This window comes from Streptomyces sp. NPDC104581, from assembly GCF_055583685.1.
The window spans coordinates 1-17,927 of the sequence record NZ_JBVJNN010000026.1; the positions used below are offsets into that span (position 1 = coordinate 1).

General features: G+C 69.6%; 16 protein-coding genes. All 16 read left to right on the top strand.

Annotated elements, in window-relative coordinates:
• The first annotated feature begins 459 nt into the window (after nucleotides 1-459).
• The 16 genes from thrB to atpA all read left to right on the top strand — a co-directional run bounded on the left by thrB (nucleotide 460) and on the right by atpA (nucleotide 17,919).
• A complete protein-coding gene (thrB, locus tag ACZ61E_RS21305; protein ID WP_469701404.1) occupies nucleotides 460-1,380 on the top strand; it encodes a homoserine kinase in 921 nt (306 codons plus the stop codon).
• 392 nt (nucleotides 1,381-1,772) lie between these two features.
• A complete protein-coding gene (gene rho, locus ACZ61E_RS21310) occupies nucleotides 1,773-3,833 on the top strand; it encodes a transcription termination factor Rho (protein WP_469701405.1) in 2,061 nt (686 codons plus the stop codon).
• Between the two features lie 231 nt (nucleotides 3,834-4,064).
• Nucleotides 4,065-5,699 (top strand): trypsin-like serine protease, encoded by a 1,635-nt coding sequence (locus tag ACZ61E_RS21315; protein ID WP_469701406.1) that lies wholly within the window; start codon nucleotides 4,065-4,067, stop codon nucleotides 5,697-5,699.
• A 219-nt stretch (nucleotides 5,700-5,918) separates the two neighbouring features.
• A complete protein-coding gene (locus ACZ61E_RS21320; RefSeq protein WP_469701407.1) occupies nucleotides 5,919-7,025 on the top strand; it encodes an LCP family protein in 1,107 nt (368 codons plus the stop codon).
• A 135-nt stretch (nucleotides 7,026-7,160) separates the two neighbouring features.
• Nucleotides 7,161-7,388: a 50S ribosomal protein L31 gene (rpmE, locus tag ACZ61E_RS21325; protein ID WP_023538649.1), complete on the top strand. Its 228-nt coding sequence runs from the start codon at nucleotides 7,161-7,163 to the stop codon at nucleotides 7,386-7,388.
• Between the two features lie 113 nt (nucleotides 7,389-7,501).
• Nucleotides 7,502-8,593, top strand: coding sequence for a peptide chain release factor 1 (gene prfA / locus ACZ61E_RS21330; RefSeq protein ID WP_469701408.1), 1,092 nt, complete (start codon nucleotides 7,502-7,504; stop codon nucleotides 8,591-8,593).
• A gap of 147 nt (nucleotides 8,594-8,740) precedes the next feature.
• Nucleotides 8,741-9,580 (top strand): peptide chain release factor N(5)-glutamine methyltransferase, encoded by an 840-nt coding sequence (gene prmC / locus ACZ61E_RS21335; RefSeq protein WP_469701482.1) that lies wholly within the window; start codon nucleotides 8,741-8,743, stop codon nucleotides 9,578-9,580.
• A gap of 224 nt (nucleotides 9,581-9,804) precedes the next feature.
• A complete protein-coding gene (locus ACZ61E_RS21340) occupies nucleotides 9,805-10,452 on the top strand; it encodes an L-threonylcarbamoyladenylate synthase (protein ID WP_469701409.1) in 648 nt (215 codons plus the stop codon).
• Entirely contained in the window at nucleotides 10,449-11,090 is a 642-nt protein-coding gene (locus ACZ61E_RS21345) for an arsenate reductase/protein-tyrosine-phosphatase family protein (RefSeq protein ID WP_023538645.1), read from the top strand. Before ACZ61E_RS21340 ends, ACZ61E_RS21345 begins: the two co-directional genes overlap by 4 nt.
• A gap of 207 nt (nucleotides 11,091-11,297) precedes the next feature.
• Nucleotides 11,298-12,713 (top strand): MraY family glycosyltransferase, encoded by a 1,416-nt coding sequence (locus ACZ61E_RS21350; RefSeq protein ID WP_469701410.1) that lies wholly within the window; start codon nucleotides 11,298-11,300, stop codon nucleotides 12,711-12,713.
• Between the two features lie 265 nt (nucleotides 12,714-12,978).
• Nucleotides 12,979-13,392, top strand: a complete 414-nt coding sequence (locus ACZ61E_RS21355; protein WP_469701411.1) for a hypothetical protein — start codon at nucleotides 12,979-12,981, stop codon at nucleotides 13,390-13,392.
• Between the two features lie 216 nt (nucleotides 13,393-13,608).
• Nucleotides 13,609-14,445 carry a F0F1 ATP synthase subunit A gene (gene atpB, locus ACZ61E_RS21360; RefSeq protein ID WP_469701483.1) on the top strand — a complete coding sequence of 279 codons (837 nt, stop codon included), beginning with the start codon at nucleotides 13,609-13,611 and terminating at the stop codon, nucleotides 14,443-14,445.
• Nucleotides 14,446-14,516: 71 nt separating this feature from the next.
• A complete protein-coding gene (gene atpE / locus ACZ61E_RS21365; protein ID WP_242571200.1) occupies nucleotides 14,517-14,747 on the top strand; it encodes an ATP synthase F0 subunit C in 231 nt (76 codons plus the stop codon).
• 42 nt (nucleotides 14,748-14,789) lie between these two features.
• On the top strand, nucleotides 14,790-15,347 hold the full coding sequence (locus ACZ61E_RS21370) for a F0F1 ATP synthase subunit B (RefSeq protein ID WP_242571201.1): 558 nt from the start codon (nucleotides 14,790-14,792) through the stop codon (nucleotides 15,345-15,347).
• Entirely contained in the window at nucleotides 15,344-16,159 is an 816-nt protein-coding gene (locus ACZ61E_RS21375; protein ID WP_469701412.1) for a F0F1 ATP synthase subunit delta, read from the top strand. Before ACZ61E_RS21370 ends, ACZ61E_RS21375 begins: the two co-directional genes overlap by 4 nt.
• A gap of 161 nt (nucleotides 16,160-16,320) precedes the next feature.
• Nucleotides 16,321-17,919 carry a F0F1 ATP synthase subunit alpha gene (gene atpA / locus ACZ61E_RS21380; RefSeq protein ID WP_469701413.1) on the top strand — a complete coding sequence of 533 codons (1,599 nt, stop codon included), beginning with the start codon at nucleotides 16,321-16,323 and terminating at the stop codon, nucleotides 17,917-17,919.
• Nucleotides 17,920-17,927: the final 8 nt, after the last annotated feature.

Here is a 17,927-nt window from a genome sequence, read left to right on the forward strand (position 1 = left end):
ACGACCTAGGGTCTGGGGGTTGGGTGTTTTTGGTGTGGGGGGGGCCCGGCCCCACCCCTCCCCCCCTGTCGTCGTTGGTTGGGGGGGCGTCTGGCTGTCTTCCTCCCTCCCCCCCCCCCCCTCCCCACCCCCCCCCCCCCCCTCCCCCCCCCCCCCCCCCCCCCCCCACCCCACCCCCCCCCCCCCCCTCCCCCCCCCCCCCCCAGCCCCCCCCCCCCCCCCCCCCCCCCCCCCCCCCCGCGCACGGAGCACACCGGGAACCCGCACAGAAGCACGGGAAGGCACGCGACACGCATCGTGCGCCTCCTGTGCGCCCTATGTCGCCACAGAACCTTCCTTCGATAAGCTGTACCCAACCCGCCCCGCCGCATATGCCGCGGTGTTGTTGCCTTCGTGGCCGTCGGGTGTTTCCGTATCTCGTCGAGACTTCGCCGCCACACAAGGAGAGTCGTCCAAGCGATGGCCGGTCCCGCTTTCCGCGCCGCCGCCGTACGGGTGCGCGTCCCCGCCACCAGCGCCAACCTCGGGCCGGGATTCGACGCCCTCGGCCTGTCGCTCGGGCTCTACGACGACGTCGTGGTGCGCGTGGCCGATTCCGGTCTGCACGTCGACATCGCGGGCGAGGGCGCGCGGACGCTGCCCCGCGACGAGAACCACCTGCTCGTACGGTCCCTGCGCACCGCGTTCGACCTGCTCGGGGGCCAGCCCCGCGGTCTTGAGGTCGTCTGCGCCAACCGCGTCCCGCACGGCCGCGGCCTCGGCTCGTCGTCCGCCGCGATCTGCGCCGGGATCGTCGCCGCCCGCGCCGTGACGATAGGCGGCGACGCCCGGCTCGACGACGCGGCGCTGCTGGAGCTGGCCACCGAGATCGAGGGCCACCCGGACAATGTCGCGGCCTGTCTGCTCGGCGGTTTCACGCTCGCCTGGACCGACGGGGGAGCGGCACGGGCCATCCGGATGGACGTCGCGCAATCCGTGGTCCCCGTCGTGTTCGTGCCCGGGACACCGGTCCTCACCGAGACCGCCCGCGGGCTGCTCCCGCGCTCCGTCCCCCATGTGGACGCGAGTTTCAACGCGGGCCGGTCGGCGCTGCTCGTCGAGGCCCTGACCAGGCGTCCCGAGCTGCTGCTCGCGGCCACCGAGGACCGGCTGCACCAGGAATACCGCGCTCCGGCGATGCCGCAGAGCGTGGAGCTCGTGGGCCGGCTGCGGGCCGACGGCGTCCCCGCGGTCGTCTCCGGCGCCGGCCCCACGGTCCTGGCGCTGACCGACGACAGCGCGGCCGACAAGGTCGTACAGCTGGCCGGCGAGGGCTGGGCGGCGCACAGGCTCGGCCTCGACGGCACGGGTGCCAGCGTTCTGCCGCTCGGTTCTCAGTGACGGTGGATTGCCGGTGAGTGAGAGGGGGAATGTTTGTTGGAGCCGGTAGTGTTAACCTCAAGTCTGCACCCGACGTCTTTTGGGCTCGGTGCTTTGCGTCCCCAATCGGGACCACCATTCTTCCGGGAGCCTCCCCGACTGCCTGAGCAGCCTGCCTGAGCAGTTTTGAGCACGCCCCGGAACCGGCACGACACCCCTCGCTGTGTCCAGGAGTGGGCCGAGCAGGGGGACCTCGGGCCGGATCCATCGCACGTACGCAAGTTTTCCGCCGTACCCGGCGGGACCATCGCCCCGACCTAGGCCCGTGATCGACACGATCACGACCCGCGGTCGGACAGCACAACCGGTCGCCGAGCCAGATGGCCGACGTCCGCTCCAGGGAAGGACCCTTCGTGAGCGACACCACCGATCTGATGGGCGTGAGCGCCGACAACAGCGTCGACACCGCCGCGCCCGCCGAAGGTGCTGCCACCGGCACCACCTCACGGCGCCGCCGCTCCGGCACCGGCCTCGACGGCATGGTCCTGGCCGAGCTCCAGCAGGTCGCCTCCGGCCTCGGCATCAGGGGCACCGCGCGGATGCGCAAGAGCCAGTTGATCGAGGTCATCAAGGAGGCGCAGGGCGGCGGTTCGCCCGCGCCCAAGAGCGACGCGGAGGCCGGCGGCGACGCCGGGACGAAGCCCAAGCGGCGCGCCACCTCCAAGGCCCGTACGGGCGACGCGGCCCCCGCGGAAGCCCCCGCCGAGAAGGCCGCGGACCGTGCCCCGGCCAAGTCCGACAAGGCCGACGGGCAGATCGAGATCCCCGGCCAGCCGGCGAGCGACGAGCAGCCCGCGGGCGAGCGCCGCCGTCGCAGGGCCACCGCGCAGGCGGGCAGCCCGGACGGCAGGACCGAGACCCGCGGCGAGTCGGGCACCGACACCGTCGTGGACGAGCGTCCCGACGCCAAGGCCGAGGCCGCCGTCTCCGCGTCCGCCCAGGGCGAGAGCGACGGGCGCCGCGGCGACCGCCAGGAGCGCGGCCAGCGGGGTGACCGCGGTGACCGCGGTGACCGCCAGGGCCGCCAGCGCGACCGCCGGGGCAAGGGCGACGACCAGCAGGGCGGCGGCCAGCAGGGCGGCGGCCAGCAGGGCGGTGGCGGCCAGCGCCAGCAGCGCCAGGGCGGGCAGAACCAGGGCAACGGGCCGCAGGACGACTTCGACGACGAGGCGGGCGGCCGGCGTGGCCGGCGCGGCCGGTACCGCGACCGCCGTGGCCGCCGCGGCCGCGACGAGTTCGGTGGCGGCGGCGAGCCGCAGGTCGCCGACGACGACGTGCTGATCCCCGTCGCGGGCATCCTCGACATCCTCGACAACTACGCGTTCATCCGGACCTCCGGCTATCTGCCGGGCCCCAACGACGTGTACGTGTCGCTCGCCCAGGTCCGCAAGAACGGCCTGCGCAAGGGTGACCACGTCACCGGCGCGGTGCGCCAGCCCAAGGACGGCGAGCGCCGCGAGAAGTTCAACGCGCTCGTGCGCCTGGACTCGGCGAACGGCATGGCGGCCGAATCGGGCCGCGGGCGGCCCGAGTTCCAGAAGCTGACGCCGCTCTACCCGCAGGACCGGCTCCGGCTGGAGACCGACCCGGGCGTGCTGACGACGCGGATCATCGACCTCGTCGCACCGATCGGCAAGGGCCAGCGTGGTCTGATCGTGGCCCCGCCGAAGACCGGCAAGACCATGATCCTCCAGGCGATCGCCAACGCGATCACGGTCAACAGCCCCGAGTGCCACCTGATGGTCGTCCTCGTCGACGAGCGTCCGGAAGAGGTCACCGACATGCAGCGGTCGGTGAAGGGCGAGGTCATCTCCTCGACCTTCGACCGTCCCGCCGAGGACCACACCACCGTCGCCGAGCTGGCCATCGAGCGTGCCAAGCGCCTCGTGGAGCTGGGTCACGACGTGGTCGTCCTGCTGGACTCCATCACCCGTCTGGGCCGCGCGTACAACCTCGCGGCCCCCGCCTCCGGACGCATCCTGTCCGGTGGTGTCGACTCGACCGCGCTCTACCCGCCGAAGCGCTTCTTCGGCGCGGCGCGCAACATCGAGGACGGCGGTTCGCTGACCATCCTGGCCACCGCGCTCGTCGAGACCGGCTCGCGCATGGACGAGGTGATCTTCGAGGAGTTCAAGGGCACCGGCAACATGGAGCTCAAGCTCGACCGGAAGCTCTCGGACAAGCGCATCTTCCCGGCGGTGGACGTGGACGCGTCCTCCACCCGCAAGGAAGAGATCCTGCTCGGCGGCGACGAGCTGGCCGTCGTCTGGAAGCTGCGCCGGGTGCTGCACGCGCTCGACCAGCAGCAGGCGATCGAGCTGCTGCTGGACAAGATGAAGAAGACGAAGTCGAACGCGGAGTTCCTGCTCCAGATCCAGAAGACGACCCCGTCGCCCGGAAACGGCAACGACTGACGTCCGATTGCGCAACTTCCGTATGGGTCCGCCCCGTTACTCCGGTGACGGGGCGGATTTCTGCATGTAATATCCGATCAGCCGTTCCATCCCCCCACACGGCGCCAAACCAATTCCCTTGATTAGTGGGAGATTTGCGTGCGTGTGTCGAGTCATGGCCGACCCGTCTCCAGAATGCGAAGACTGATAGCCGCCGGTACGGCGGCACTTGCCGTTCTCGCAGGTGGACTGGTGTCGAGCGCCCAGGCCGCCGACGGCGGTGGCGGCAGTGAGAAGTTCCTGCCGCCCAAGGGCGCCGAGGTCGTCGGTTCCAAGGAGGTGTCGCCGCGAATCATCGGCGGGACGAACACCTCCATCAGCAGCGCCCCCTGGATGGTGCAGCTGCTTTTCGAGTTCGACAACGACGGATACTTCTACTTCACCTGTGGCGGAACGCTCGTCGCACCCAACAAGGTTCTCACCGCGGCGCACTGCGTCACCGACGAGAACGGCAAAGCGCTCGACATGGTCGGCCGCGGCATGATTCTGGCCGGCACCGCCAAGCTCGCCGGCGGTCCGAACGACGAGGGCACCGCGGTCGGGATCAGCCGCTCCTACTTCGCCGGCTCCTACAACGCGGACGAGATCGACAACGACGTCGCGCTGCTGACGCTCGCCAAGCCGCTGACCAACACACCGGCCCAGCCCGCGTCGTACGGCGACACCGCCCGCTACGCGCCGGGCACCACCGCCACCACCTACGGCTGGGGCATGACCGGCTCCGCCCCGGACGTCGACACGCTGGCCGACACGCTCCAGCGGGTGACCCAGCCGCTGAACTCGGACGCCGACTGCGGCGAGAACCTCGACACCGTCCTCAACACCCCGGGCGCCTTCAAGCCCGGCCACATGATCTGCGCGGGCACGGGCGGCACGGGCGACAACAGCACGGGCAGGGCGACCTGCCCCGGTGACTCCGGCAGCCCGATGATGGTGAACGGCCGGATCATCGGCATCACCTCCTGGGGTGTCGCCACCCAGTCAGAGCTGTGCAACTACCAGGGCACGTACGACGTGTACACCAAGGTCTCGACGTACATGCCCGCGATCCAGCCGCGCGTCGACGACACCAACTTCAGCCGTGACCACCGGGCGGACCCGTTCGCCCGTACGACCGGCGGCACCGGCTACACCTTCACCTCGGCCGGCGAGAAGCTGACGCGCAAGGCGTTCGCCGGTTCGTACAGCGCCTACAACTACATCGTGCAGACCGACCTCAACAGGGACGGTTACCAGGACCTCGTCGCACGCCACGGCAGCACCGGCGACATCTACTGGCTGCACCGCTCCGCGAGCAGCTCGACGTACGCGAAGACCAAGCTGTTCTCCAACTGGAAGACGGTGCGCGCGATCGTCGCCCCCGGCGATGTGAACGGTGACGGCAAGGGCGACCTCGTCTCGGTCACCTCGACGGGCACGGTGATGGTGCACCCGGGGTACGGCAACGGCAAGTTCAACACCGCGGTCAGCTCGGGCACCGGCTACCAGGTCTACAACCAGGTCCGCGGCCACGGCGACCTCACCAACGACGGCAAGGCCGACCTGCTGGTCCGGCGGGGCGGCACCAACGCCCTCTACCTGGTGAAGGGCACCGGCAAGTCCACCGCGCCCTTCGAGGCCCCCGTCCTCGTCCGCGCCGACTGGTCCGCGTACAACCTGATCGTCACCCCCGGTGACGTGAACGGCGACGGCAAGGCCGACGTCGTCGTCCGCACCCCGGGCGGCAGCCTGTCCCTGCTCAAGGGCACCGGCAAGGCCACGTCCGAGATCTTCGCCACAGGAGTGAGCCTGGGCACGGGCTGGCAGAGCTACTACACCATCGCGTGAAACCGCAGGTGAGGACCGGCTGACCGGTCACTCGCCGGCAGCTCCCCGTGGCCCCCGCCCCCGGCGGGGGCCACAGCTCGTTGTGCGACCCTGCGTGCTGCCCCGCCCGTCCGCACCCGTGGACGGGCGCACCGTGACCGAAGGCCGCGGCAAGGGGCAGCCGCACACGCTGCGAGAGCCGACGACAACCGGCGGGAGCCGGCGGGAGCCGAGGAGCACATGACCGATCAGAGCAAGGGCGGCCGCATACGCGCGACCGGCACACGCCGCAAGAAGCCGGGCACACGACGCCGCGCCACGACCGCGGCCGCGTGGTCGGCCGCCGCCCTGGTCCTCGTCGGCGGATCCGGTCTCGGATACCTCTACGTCAAGCTCAACGGCAACATCCAGGGCGTCGACATCAACGCCCGGCTCGGCACCGACCGCCCCGTCGACGTCGACAACGGATCGATGGACATCCTCGTCCTCGGCTCCGACTCCCGCTCCGGCGACAACGCCGAGTACGGCACGGACCAGGGCGGAGCCCGTTCGGACACCGCGATGATCATGCACATCGACGAGGGCCACCGGAGCGCCGGTGTCGTCTCCGTACCGCGTGACACCATCGTCGAACGCCCCGACTGCGAGGACGCGGACGGCGGCACGACCGCCGGCGGGCGGGCCATGTTCAACACCGCCTACGAGGTCGGCGGCCCGGCCTGCGCGGTGAAGACCGTCGAGAAGATGTCCGGCATCCGCATGGACCACTACATCGAGGTCGACTTCACCGGGTTCAAGCGGCTCGTCGACGACCTCGGCGGCGTGCGGATCACCACCACCGAGGCCATCGACGACTCCAAGAGCCGTCTGCGTCTGGCACCCGGCCCCCACACCCTCGACGGCGAACAGGCGCTCGGCCTCGTCAGGACGCGCAAGAGCGTCGGCGACGGCAGCGACCTGGGCCGCATCCAGCTCCAGCAGGCGTTCATCAAGGCGCTGATCACCCAGGTCAAGGACATCGGCCTGCTCAGCAGCCCCAAGAAGCTGTACGACATCGGCGACACCGCGACACGGGCGATCACCCCCGACTCCGAACTGGACACGGTGCGGGAACTCGCCGGCTTCGCCGGCGGCCTGAAGGACCTCGGTGCCGAGGACGTCGACATGATCACGCTGCCCGTCCGCTACGACCCGGCGGACCCGAACCGCGTCGTCCCCCTGGAGAAGGAGTCGGAGCAGGTCTGGACGGCGCTGCGCGCGGACAGGCCGATCCCGGCGTCGGCCACGGAGGAGTCCGCGGGCGACAAGGGAGACGCGTCCGAGGTGATCACGGGCGGCGCGGAATAGATCCGGACCCACCCCGGTTTTGGAGATACGGCCGGTCCTGGCAGACTGGATCGTCGGCCCCGGTTCACGTACGAGCATCCGCGCGTGCGACCCGGCGCCTTCCTCGCCTGGCGAGGATGTTCCTTAGGAGACACCTTGAAGCGCGACATCCACCCCACGTACGTCGAGACCCAGGTCAGCTGTACCTGCGGTGCGTCGTTCACCACTCGCAGCACGATCGAATCCGGCTCCGTCCGTGCCGAGATCTGCTCCGAGTGCCACCCGTTCTACACGGGCAAGCAGAAGATCCTCGACACCGGTGGCCGCGTGGCCCGCTTCGAGGCCCGCTTCGGCAAGGCTGCCGCCGGCTCCGCCAACAAGTAGCGAGCCGATTGCGCCGGTCCTCGGTGCCCCTGCCCTGGGGCGCCGAGACCGGCGCTTTGCCGTCCCGCAGCACCTTCGCGCAGCATTTTCGTACGCAACCCAGGAGCCCCCGAATGTTCGAGGCGGTCGAGGAACTGGTCGGCGAGCACGCCGACCTGGAGAAGCAGCTCGCCGACCCGTCGGTCCACGCGGACCAGGCGCATGCCCGCAAGCTCAACAAGCGGTACGCCGAACTGACCCCGATCATCGGGACGTACCGCTCCTGGAAGCAGACCGGGGACGACATCGAGACGGCCCGTGAGTTCGCCGCCGACCCCACCGACCCCTCGGCCGGCGACTTCGCCGCCGAGGTCAAGGTGCTGGAGAAGCAGCGCGACGAACTCACCGAGAAGCTGCGGCTGCTGCTCGTCCCGCGCGACCCCAGCGACGACAAGGACGTCATCCTGGAGATCAAGGCGGGCGCGGGCGGCGACGAGTCCGCGCTGTTCGCCGGTGACCTCCTGCGGATGTATCTGCGCTACGCCGAGCGCGTCGGCTGGAAGACCGAGATCATCGACGCCACCGAGTCCGAGCTGGGCGGTTACAAGGACGTGCAGGTCGCCGTGAAGACCAAGGGCGGCAACGGGGCCACCGAGCCGGGACAGGGCGTCTGGGCGCGGCTCAAGTACGAGGGCGGGGTGCACCGCGTGCAGCGGGTGCCCTCCACCGAGTCGCAGGGCCGGATCCACACGTCGGCGGCCGGTGTGCTCGTGACGCCCGAGGCGGAGGAGGTCGACGTGGAGATCCACGCCAACGACCTCCGTATCGACGTCTACCGCTCGTCGGGCCCCGGCGGCCAATCCGTCAACACGACGGACTCCGCCGTCCGGATCACGCATCTGCCCACCGGAGTCGTCGCTTCCTGCCAGAACGAGAAGAGCCAGCTCCAGAACAAGGAGCAGGCCATGCGTATCCTGCGCTCGCGGCTCCTGGCCGCGGCACAGGAGGAGGCGGAGAAGAACGCGGCGGACGTCCGGCGCAGCCAGGTCCGTACCGTCGACAGGTCCGAGAAGATCCGTACGTACAACTTTCCCGAGAACCGCATCTCGGACCACCGGGTCGGCTTCAAGGCGTACAACTTGGACCAGGTGCTCGACGGTGAGCTGGCGGCAGTGATCCAGGCGTGCGTCGACGCCGACTCGGCGGCGAAGCTCGCGGCCGCCTGAGCCGGCCGAGCGCACCCGCGCACCCGCCTCACTCCCCACCGATCATGGTCCGTCCCCTTCCACGTCCCAGGAGGAACCAGCGTGCAGACACCTTCCGGGGGGCCGAGCGACCCCCAGAGGCTCCGCCGCGGGCACGCCCCCCGCAGTCTGCTGCTCGCCGAGGTGGCCCAGGCCACCCAGCGGCTGGCCGACGCGGGCGTGCCGTCGCCGCGCTTCGACGCGGAGGAGCTCGCCGCGTTCGTGCACGGTGTGAAGCGCGGAGAGCTGCACAGCGTCGTGGACGAGGAGTTCGACGCCCGCTACTGGGAGACCGTCGCGCGCCGCGAGGCCCGCGAACCGCTCCAGCACATCACCGGGCGGGTCTTCTTCCGCTATCTGGAACTCCAGGTCGGGCCAGGGGTGTTCGTGCCCCGACCGGAGACCGAGTCCGTCGTCGGCTGGGCCATAGACGCGGTGCGCGCGATGGACGTCGTCGAGCCGCTGATCGTCGATCTCTGCTCGGGATCCGGCGCGATCGCCCTCGCGATGGCGCAGGAGGTGCCGCGCTCGCGCGTGCACGCCGTGGAGCTGTCCGAGGACGCCCTCACCTGGACGCGGAAGAACGCCGAGGGGTCCAGGGTCACCGTGCACCGCGGAGACGCCCTGACGGCCCTCCCGGACTTCGACGGCCAGGTCGACCTGGTCATCTCCAACCCGCCGTACATCCCGCTCACCGAGTGGGAGTACGTGGCGCCCGAGGCCCGCGACCACGACCCGCAGATGGCGCTGTTCTCCGGCGAGGACGGCCTCGACACGATCCGCGGGATCGAACGCACCGCGCACCGGCTGCTGCGGCCCGGCGGCCTCGTCGTCGTCGAGCACGCGGACACCCAGGGCGGGCAGGTCCCGTGGATCTTCAGCGAGGAGTCCGGGTGGGCGGACGCGGCCGACCACCCGGACCTGAACAAGCGCCCGCGCTTCGCGACGGCGCGCAAGGCCATGCCGTGACGGCCGGCACCGTGACGGCAGCGGCGGCCCCGGGCGCCGTGACCTCAGCCTCGAGGCGCACCGTGGGTGATGCGGGTGAGCCGAAGGGACGCGCGCCTGCCGAAGGGGAGAGCGCGCGGAGGCCCCGAGGAACGAGGGGGCGAGCACGGTCGACCGTCGACAGGTGCCCAAGCGCCCCGGAGGCGAACCGAGCACTACAAAAAACACAGATGGAGGGCCGTTAGATGGCACGGCGATACGACTGCAACGACGCGACCGACCGCACGACCGGTCTGCGTGAAGCCGCGTCCGCCGTCCGCCGCGGCGAGCTCGTCGTCCTGCCCACCGACACCGTCTACGGGCTCGGCGCCGACGCCTTCAGCGCCGAGGCCGTCGCCGATCTCCTCGACGCCAAGGGCCGGGGCCGCAACATGCCCACACCCGTGCTCATCGGCTCCCCGAACACCCTGCACGGCCTCGTCACCGACTTCTCCGAGCAGGCGTGGGAGCTCGTCGACGCCTTCTGGCCGGGCGCGCTCACGCTCGTCGCCAAGCACCAGCCGTCGCTCCAGTGGGACCTCGGTGACACACGCGGCACCGTCGCGATCCGGATGCCGCTGCACCCCGTCGCGATCGAGCTGCTGACCGAGGTCGGCCCGATGGCCGTCTCCAGCGCCAACCTGACCGGACACCCGGCGCCGGAGGACTGCGACTCGGCGCAGGAGATGCTGGCGGACGCGGTGTCGGTCTACCTCGACGGCGGCAGGACGCCCGGCATCGTGCCGTCCTCGATCGTGGACGTGACGGGCAAGGTCCCGCTCCTGCTGCGCGCGGGCGCCGTCGACGCCGACGAGCTGCGCAAGGTCGTACCCGACCTCGAGGTGGCCAATTGACCGCCCCTGAGGGGCGTGGCATAGCGGGGCTCCCCGACACCTTCCGCATCCTCCACGTCAGTACCGGCAACGTGTGCCGCTCGCCCATCACCGAGCGGCTGAACCGCCATGCCCTCAGCGACCGCCTCGGCGAGCGGCTCACCGGCGGGCTCATCGTGGAGAGCGCGGGCACCTGGGGGCACGAGGGGGCCTCGATGGAGGCCAACGCGGAGGCCGTCCTGGCGGATTTCGGCGCGGACCCGTCCGGCTTCGTCGGGCGGGAGCTGCTGGACGAGCACGTGATCCGCGCGGACCTGGTGCTCACGGCGACGCGTGACCACCGGGCGCAGGTCATCTCCATGGGGCACTCGGCGGGACTGCGGACGTTCACGCTGAAGGAGTTCACCCGTCTCGTACGGGCCATAGACCCGGCGACGCTGCCCGACCCCCTCGACGAGGGCGTGGTCGAGCGGGCCCGTGCGCTGGTGCGTGCCGCCGCGGCGCTGCGGGGATGGCTCCTGGCCCCCAACGCGGAGGCGGACGAGGTCTACGACCCGTACGGCGCCCCCATCACCTTCTTCCGCTCCATCGGCGACGAGATCCACCAGGCGCTGGACCCGGTGGTGACGGCGCTCACGGGCGTGCCGACCCGGCACTGACCCGTCGTCCGGTACGCCGCTCGCACACCGTGGAACAGCGGCGACGCACCGTGAGAGATCCGGCGGTGCGTACGGTGGGACGAATTTGTGCAACCGTCGCGGCGCCGTGTATGTCCTTGACCATGTGGCTACGCGCATTCCAACAGTCGTCCTGTCGCGAGCTAGTGTGTGTGGCTCAGATGGCCGGCGAATCCTGTGGGGCAGCCTGTGCGTGATTACCTGCTGACGCTCTGCGTGACGGCCGCGGTGACGTATCTACTGACCGGTCCGGTGCGGAAGTTCGCCATCGCGATCGGCGCGATGCCCGCGATCCGCGCCCGAGACGTCCACCGCGAACCGACACCGCGTCTCGGCGGTATCGCCATGTTCTTCGGACTGTGCGCCGGACTGCTCGTGGCCAGCAACCTGCAGAATCTCGGCGGGGTCTTCGAGCGGTCGAACGAGCCGCGCGCCCTGCTGTCCGGGGCCGCGCTGATCTGGCTGATCGGCGTGCTGGACGACAAGTTCGAGATCGACGCCCTGATCAAACTCGGCGGTCAGATGATCGCCGCCGGTGTGATGGTGATGCAGGGTCTGACGATCCTGTGGATCCCGGTGCCCGGTGTCGGCACCGTCGCGCTGACCTCCTGGCAGGGCACGCTCCTGACCGTCGCCCTCGTCGTGATCACCATCAACGCGGTCAACTTCGTCGACGGACTCGACGGTCTGGCCTCGGGCATGGTGTGCATCGCCGCGGCGGCGTTCTTCCTGTACGCGTACCGGATCTGGTACGGCTACGGCATCGAGGCAGCCGCCCCCGCGACGCTCTTCGCCGCGATCCTGATGGGCATGGGTGTCGGTTTCCTGCCGCACAACATGCATCCGGCCCGGATCTTCATGGGCGACTCGGGATCGATGCTGATCGGTCTCGTTCTCGCGACGGCCGCCATCTCCATCACGGGCCAGGTCGACCCGGACGCCCTGAAGATCTACGCCGACGGTTCGACGCGTGAGGCCACCCACGCCGCGCTGCCGGTCTTCATCCCGCTGCTGCTGCCGTTGACGATCATCGCGATCCCCATCGCCGACCTCGTCCTCGCGATCGTGCGCCGCACCTGGAACGGGCAGTCGCCGTTCGCGGCCGACCGCGGCCATCTCCACCACCGGCTGCTGGAGATCGGGCACTCGCACAGCAGGGCCGTCCTGATCATGTACTTCTGGTCGGCGCTGATCGCCTTCGGTGTGGTGCTGTACTCGGTCCACTCCTCGTCCACGATGTCCACGATGTGGATCGTGCTCGCGGTCGTCGCGCTGAGCGCGCTGGGGCTGCTGCTCCTGCTGCTGCCGCGGTTCACCCCGCGTGCCCCGCGCTGGGCCGAGGCCGTCGTGCCGCCCCGCTACCGGCGCCGCCGGCGGGGTGCGGCCCGGAGCGAGCCGGCGGAGGCCGTCCAGGAGGCCACGGAGCCCACGGAGCCCGCCGCGAGCCGGCAGGGCGCCGGATCGCAGGTGCCTCGGGAGTCCCCTCGGACCGACGACGCGACGGCCGGCGAGCGGACCCCGGTCCCGGCGGGCGTCAACGGGGCTACCGCCATCGGGCCGCGATCTCGTCTCTCCGACCGGCGGAAGGCCGATTCGGCATACTGAGAATTGCCTCGGCGGGCCCCATTACCAGACATGAAAGACTCGTGGCCGACTCACACGCGTGGATTCGTCCTCATGTGTGACGGTCGGCACACGTTCATGGTAAAGACCTCATCAAATAGTTTGTGATACCGTTCACGAGACCCGGCGCCAGAGCCGAAGGACCGTAGTGCGACGGTCCGTTGGCCCGAGAACCCAACTCTCGGACCGGGCCTACGCTCGTCCATGACGACACGATCTGCCCCACCCAGCTAGCGGAGTTGCCGCCATGCCGACCAATGACGTCCGGACCCTTCTTCAAGCCGCCGTACCCACCGCCGCCGTCGGCGCTGTCGCGGCGGTGGTCAGTGGTGTGGTGGCCGGGGGGAAGGGCGCGCTGGGCGCCGCGGTGGCCTCGGTGGTGGTGATCGTCTTCATGGGGATCGGCCTCATCGTGCTCCAGCGCACGGCCAAGTCGCTGCCGCATCTCTTCCAGGCGATGGGCCTGCTGCTCTACACGACCCAAGTGCTGGCGCTCTTCGTCTTCATGGCCGCGTTCAAGGACACCTCCCTCTTCAACCCCAAGGCGTTCGCGCTGACGTTGGTGATCGCGACGCTCGTCTGGATCGCCGCCCAGGCCCGTGCCCATATGAAGGCGAAGATCCTTTATGTGGAGCCGGAGAAGACGGGTACGTCGGCGTGATAGGTAGGGGCGGGATAAGTGCGAGTTCGAGATCCTGCTATCGTCCGGTTCCAACTGCGGCATCGATGGCGCGGGCTCCCCAGCTGACGCCTGCTCTTACGACGCGAGGCTCGGAGCAGCCCGGTCGCCGTTCCCACATCCGAAACACCAGTCCAGTGCCGAATCGCGGCTTCCCGCCGCGCCGACACAACGAGGTTGCCGTACCCATGCGCCATGTTGAAGGAGCCCGCGGTGAGTGCTGACCCGACGCAGGTGCTCGCCTTCGAGACCGACTGCCACATCTTCCAGGGCTGTGGCTTCCCGGCTCCCGGCCTGCATTCGTTCCTGTTCAAGCCCCTCCTGGGCGACGGGGACAGCGACTTTTACTTCAACAAGCCGATGCTGCTGGCGCTTCTCGGTTCGATCGTCATCATCGCCTTCTTCTGGGCGGCCTTCCGCAAGCCGAAGGTTGTCCCGGGCAAGCTTCAGATGGTCGCCGAGGCGGGTTACGACTTCGTCCGGCGGGGCGTCGTCTACGAGACGCTCGGCAAGAAAGAGGGCGAGAAGTACGTCCCGCTGATCGTCTCGCTGTTCTTCTTCGTCTGGATGATGAACCTCTGGTCGATCATTCCCGTCGCCCAGTTCCCGGTGACGTCGATCATCGCCTACCCCATCGTCCTCGCACTCATCGTTTACGTACTGTGGGTCTCGCTGACCTTCAAGCGGCACGGATTCGTGGGTGCCTTCAAGAACTTCACCGGTTACGACAAGTCGCTCGGCGCGGTGCTCCCGCTGGCCATGCTGATCGAGTTCTTCTCGAACCTGCTGGTCCGGCCGTTCACCCACGCGGTGCGACTGTTCGCCAACATGTTCGCCGGTCACACCCTGCTGCTGCTCTTCACCATCGCGAGCTGGTACCTGCTCAACGGCATCGGCATCGCCTACGCGGGTGTGTCGTTCGTGATGGTCCTCGTGATGACGGCCTTCGAGCTGTTCATCCAGGCCCTTCAGGCGTACGTCTTCGTGCTGCTCAGCTGCACCTTCATCCAGGGCGCGCTCGCAGAGCACCACTGAGTCCCCGCCCTGCCCCTTAGTCGCCCGGTGGCCAACACCCATCGGTCCGTGAAAGAGAAGGAAGAACTGGCATGTCCCAGAACCTTGCCGCCGTCAGTGGCTCCCTCGGTTCCATCGGTTACGGTCTTGCCGCCATCGGCCCCGGCGTCGGCGTCGGCATCATCTTCGGTAACGGCACCCAGGCCCTCGCCCGTCAGCCCGAGGCTGCCGGCCTGATCCGCGCCAACCAGATCCTCGGCTTCGCCTTCTGTGAGGCGCTCGCCCTGATCGGTCTGGTCATGCCGTTCGTCTATGGCGTGTGATCTTCTCGATCCGGTCAGCACCACTAGACGAAAGGCACTGATGTGAACCCTCTGTTGGTTCAGCTCGCGGCCGAGGAGAAGCAGAACCCCCTCATCCCGCCGATTCCCGAGCTCGTCATCGGCCTGCTCGCTTTTGTCATCGTCTTCGGCCTGCTCGCGTGGAAGCTCCTCCCGAACATCAACAAGGTTCTGGACGAGCGCCGTGAGGCCATCGAGGGCGGCATGGAGAAGGCGGAGGCCGCCAAGACCGAAGCCGAAAGCGTCCTGGAGCAGTACAAGGCCCAGCTCGCCGAAGCACGTCACGAGGCGGCTCGTCTCCGCCAGGAGGCGACCGAGCAGGGCGCCACCATCATCCAGGAGATGAAGGCGGAGGGTCAGCGGCAGCGGGAAGAGATCGTCGCCGCCGGCCACGCCCAGATCGAGGCGGACCGCAAGGCCGCGGCCTCGGCACTGCGCCAGGACGTGGGCAAGCTCGCCACCGACCTCGCCGGCAAGCTCGTCGGGGAGTCCCTCGAGGACAGCGCCCGCCAGAGCCGCACCATCGACCGCTTCCTCGACGAACTCGAGGACGGCGCGTCGAAGGCCGAGGCCGCACGATGAACGGAGCGAGCCGCACGGCGCTGGCCGCCGCACGCGAGCGTCTCGACGCGCTGACCGACAGCACGTCGGCCGACGCGGCGAAGCTCGCGGAGGAGCTGACCGCCGTCACGGCGCTGCTCCACCGCGAGGTGTCGCTGCGCCGGGTCCTCACCGACCCGGCGCGGTCCGGCGAGTCCAAGGCCGAGCTGGCCGGCGGACTGCTCCGTGGCCAGGTGGGCGGCGAGACCGCCGACCTGATCACCGGCATGGTCCGCTCCCGCTGGTCGCAGCCGCGTGACCTGGTCGACGCGGTGGAGGAGCTGGCGGCCGTCGCCGAGCTCACCGCCGCGCAGCGCGCGGGCGCCCTCGACGACGTCGAGGACGAGCTGTTCCGCTTCGGCCGGATCGTCGAGTCCAGCACCGACCTGCGGGCCGCGCTGACCGACCGGTCGGCGACCGCCTCGGCGAAGACCGCGCTGCTGAGCGGTCTGCTCGGCGGCCGGGCCGACCCGAGCACCGAGCGACTGGTCGTGCGCCTGGTGTCCCAGCCCCGAGGACGTAGCCTGGAAGCGGGTCTCCAGACCCTCTCCCGGCTCGCCGCGGCCCGCCGGGACCGGATGGTGGCGGTCGTCACGTCGGCGGTGCCTCTGACCGAAGGCCAGAAGCAGCGCCTCGGCGCGGCCCTGGCCAGGCTTTACGGCCACGCGATGCACCTGAACCTCGACGTGGACCCCGCGGTCCTCGGCGGGATCTCGGTCCGCGTCGGCGACGAGGTCGTCAACGGCACGGTCGCTGAGCGCCTCGACGAGGCGGCACGGCGGCTGGCCGGCTGAGGACCGGCCGGCGTCACGTGACAGCCGGATTACCGACACACATATCCAGAGATCAAGAACTGCGGCCCGGTTGGGCCGTGCAGAAATTGCAGAAGATTCCTGGGGGTCGCCCCCAGACCCCCATAGAACTTCGGGCCCAACAAGGAGAGCAGGGAATCCAGATGGCGGAGCTCACGATCCGGCCGGAGGAGATCCGGGATGCGCTGGAGAACTTTGTCCAGTCGTACAAGCCGGACGCGGCCTCGCGCGAGGAGGTCGGGACGGTCGGCGTTGCCGGTGACGGCATCGCGAAGGTCGAGGGTCTGCCCTCGGCCATGGCGAACGAACTGCTGAAGTTCGAGGACGGGACCCTCGGTCTCGCCCTGAACCTGGAGGAGCGCGAGATCGGCGCTGTCATCCTCGGTGAGTTCAGCGGTATCGAGGAGGGGCAGTCGGTCACCCGTACCGGCGAGGTCCTCTCCGTCGGCGTCGGCGAGGGCTACCTCGGCCGTGTCGTCGACCCGCTCGGCGCCCCGATCGACGGCCTCGGCGAGATCGCGACCGACGGCCGCCGCGCCCTGGAGCTCCAGGCTCCCGGCGTCATGGTCCGCAAGTCGGTGCACGAGCCGATGCAGACCGGTTACAAGGCCGTCGACTCGATGGTGCCGATCGGCCGCGGCCAGCGTCAGCTGATCATCGGCGACCGCCAGACCGGCAAGACCGCCCTGGCCGTCGACACCATCATCAACCAGCGCGACAACTGGCGCTCGGGCGACGTGAACAAGCAGGTGCGCTGCATCTACGTCGCCATCGGCCAGAAGGGCTCCACCATCGCGTCCGTACGCGGTGCGCTGGAAGAGGCCGGCGCCCTGGAGTACACGACGATCGTCGCCGCCCCGGCGTCCGACCCGGCGGGCTTCAAGTACCTGGCCCCCTACACCGGTTCGGCCATCGGCCAGCACTGGATGTACCAGGGCAAGCACGTCCTGATCATCTTCGACGACCTGTCGAAGCAGGCCGACGCCTACCGCGCCGTCTCGCTGCTGCTGCGCCGTCCGCCGGGCCGTGAGGCCTACCCGGGCGACGTCTTCTACCTGCACTCGCGTCTGCTGGAGCGCTGCGCCAAGCTCTCCGACGACATGGGCGCCGGCTCGATGACGGGCCTGCCCATCGTGGAGACCAAGGCGAACGACGTGTCGGCGTTCATTCCGACCAACGTCATCTCCATCACCGACGGCCAGTGCTTCCTGGAGTCCGACCTGTTCAACGCCGGCCAGCGGCCCGCGCTGAACGTCGGTATCTCGGTCTCCCGAGTCGGTGGCTCCGCCCAGCACCGGGCCATGCGCCAGGTGTCGGGTCGTCTGCGCGTGGACCTCGCCCAGTACCGCGAGCTGGAGGCGTTCGCCGCCTTCGGTTCCGACCTGGACGCCGCGTCGAAGGCGTCGCTCCAGCGTGGTCAGCGCATGGTCGAGCTGCTCAAGCAGCCGCAGTACGCGCCGTTCCCGATCGAGGAGCAGGTCGTCTCCATCTACGCCGGTACCACCGGAAAGATGGACGACGTGCCGGTCGAGGACATCCGCCGGTTCGAGAGCGAGCTGCTGGAGCACCTGCGCCGCGAGCGCAAGGAGCTGCTGACCAGCATCGCCGAGGGCGCCAAGATGTCGGACGACACTCTTGAGTCCATCAGCGACGCCATCGCCGCCTTCAAGAAGCAGTTCGAGACCTCGGACGGCAAGCTTCTGGGCGACGACGCCCCGGCCGGCGTCAACGTCTCCAAGTGACGACGGAA

Excerpts from the sequence above, each read along its gene's own strand:
- ACZ61E_RS21375 (WP_469701412.1), top strand. The coding sequence starts at position 15,344 with ATGAACGGAGCGAGCCGCACGGCGCTGGCCGCCGCACGCGAGCGTCTC.
- ACZ61E_RS21355 (WP_469701411.1), top strand. The coding sequence starts at position 12,979 with ATGCCGACCAATGACGTCCGGACCCTTCTTCAAGCCGCCGTACCCACC.
- thrB (WP_469701404.1), top strand. The coding sequence starts at position 460 with ATGGCCGGTCCCGCTTTCCGCGCCGCCGCCGTACGGGTGCGCGTCCCC.
- ACZ61E_RS21340 (WP_469701409.1), top strand. The coding sequence starts at position 9,805 with ATGGCACGGCGATACGACTGCAACGACGCGACCGACCGCACGACCGGT.
- prfA (WP_469701408.1), top strand. The coding sequence starts at position 7,502 with ATGTTCGAGGCGGTCGAGGAACTGGTCGGCGAGCACGCCGACCTGGAG.
- atpE (WP_242571200.1), top strand. The coding sequence starts at position 14,517 with ATGTCCCAGAACCTTGCCGCCGTCAGTGGCTCCCTCGGTTCCATCGGT.
- atpA (WP_469701413.1), top strand. The coding sequence starts at position 16,321 with ATGGCGGAGCTCACGATCCGGCCGGAGGAGATCCGGGATGCGCTGGAG.
- ACZ61E_RS21320 (WP_469701407.1), top strand. The coding sequence starts at position 5,919 with ATGACCGATCAGAGCAAGGGCGGCCGCATACGCGCGACCGGCACACGC.